Annotated in this window: 2 protein-coding genes; both read right to left on the reverse strand. The window is 35.9% G+C overall.

The genetic code is table 11. From position 1 onward, the window contains the following. Positions 1 to 380: ABC transporter permease (locus F6K13_RS31225; RefSeq protein ID WP_375340690.1), on the reverse strand; the 380-nt coding region annotated here is incomplete at its 3' end. 429 nt (positions 381 to 809) lie between these two features. Continuing rightward, on the reverse strand, positions 810 to 1,864 hold a 1,055-nt coding region (locus F6K13_RS31230; protein WP_287289590.1), incomplete at its 5' end, for an ABC transporter ATP-binding protein.

Raw genomic sequence — 1,864 nt, forward strand, 5'->3', positions numbered from 1 at the left:
TCAGCTAATAATTTTCCTGTTGCTACTGCCCAGTTAGTTATAGGTGAAGTTGCTAATAATTCTAAAGTGCCTCGTTTTCTTTCTTCTGCATATAAACTCATGGATAACATCGGCAGTAAAAACAAAGAAAGAGAACCCATAATACCCAAATAAGCCTTCAAAAATTCGTAGGGCGCATCGACTGGCGGTTCAGTAATTCCTAATTGGTCTCTAGTCGCAATTTGTTGAATAATTCCATCAGGTCCTAATAAAATAGCAACTAAAAAATATCCTGCCAATAACCAAAATATTCCTGTAATTGCATAAGCTAATGGTGATGCAAAATATCCTTGTAACTCTTTTCTGTAGATTGCCAAAATATTGCTAATTACTACTAGCATTACTTAATTTCCTTTTGATTTTTTTGTGGTCTGGAAGTGATATCAAATCCGGTTGAATACTTATTATATAGTTGAGAGTAGGGGAGTAGGGGAGTGGGGGAGTGGGGGAGATTAAATAGACATCTCCAATAATAAAAAATCCAATCAATTATCCCAGAGAAATTATCAATTATTTCCCTGTATGGATCTTGCATGCAACGTCCCTACTCTTTTGGAGGAGAGGTCTAATAAGATTGAATGAGCGTAAATTGGCAGTAACTTTTAATTCCCTCTCAATTTTTCAATTGCTTTTACCTCCTCCTTATGCTTACCGAAAAATTGTGGTGGAAAGCCTCCTCTTTTAAGAGGATAAAAAGAAAAAATTTTCCTTCGACTCAATCCTCTTCTTTTCAAGGATAGGTAATAATTAATAATTGTTCAACGATCACCTCAATTTTTCTTTTCTTCTTGAGCATCTTTTTCTGTCACATCTTGCCAAGGATCGGGAAGAGGATTTTGATTTTTATGAAGTTCAATATTTCGGTCATTATTCACTTTATCTATGACAGAATTTGCCGATGCTTCAATCGATGAATTTTTAGGAATATCACCTGTAGTTAACCCTAAGAAAACATCTTCTAAACTAGCACGAGTTCGGCGCAACTCGCATAAACTCAAACCATTTTTAACTATAGTATTAGCAATTTCTTTTCCTGGTTCCATATCTGGTTGAGATTTTATTTGTATTCTGAAGCGACTTTCATTATCTGACTTAACTTTTTCTAGAGATTGAACCCCCGGAACTTCAGCTAATAACTTTAATCCTGTTTCCATTGCCCGATCTTCTCCCTCAATTTCTACTTCATATCCCCACCCACTTGCTGATTTATTACTCATTTCTTCAGGACTACCTGTAGCAACAATTTCACCATAATTAATAATCGTCACTCGATTACAAGTCATACTAACTTCCGGCAAAATATGAGTAGACAAAATAATTGTATGGTCATTAGCAAGACTCTTAATCAAATTTCTCACTTCAATAATTTGTCTAGGGTCAAGACCAACAGTAGGTTCATCTAATATAATTACTTGCGGGTCATGTACCAAAGCTTGAGCAATACCAACCCTTTGTTTATAACCCTTAGAAAGTTTTCTAATTAATATTTTCCGCTTATCTAATAACCCACATCTCTTCATTGCCACCTTAACTTTAGAAGAGCGATCGCCCGCAGGAACACGTTTAATTCTTGTCACAAAAAATAAAAAACTTTCCACAGTCATTTCTGGATACAAAGGCGGAATTTCTGGTAGATAACCAATCAATTGTCGTACTGCCATAGAATCTTCATGGACATCATAACCAGCAATTTTAGCCGTGCCACTCGTAGCAGGCAAATATCCAGCTAATATCCGCATTGTTGTAGTTTTACCTGCACCATTCGGACCTAAAAATCCCAATATTTCTCCTTGTTGTACAGCAAAGGATACCTCCTTAATTGCTG

It is taken from the genome of Okeania sp. SIO2B9, from assembly GCF_010672505.1.
Classification (GTDB): domain Bacteria; phylum Cyanobacteriota; class Cyanobacteriia; order Cyanobacteriales; family Microcoleaceae; genus Okeania; species Okeania hirsuta.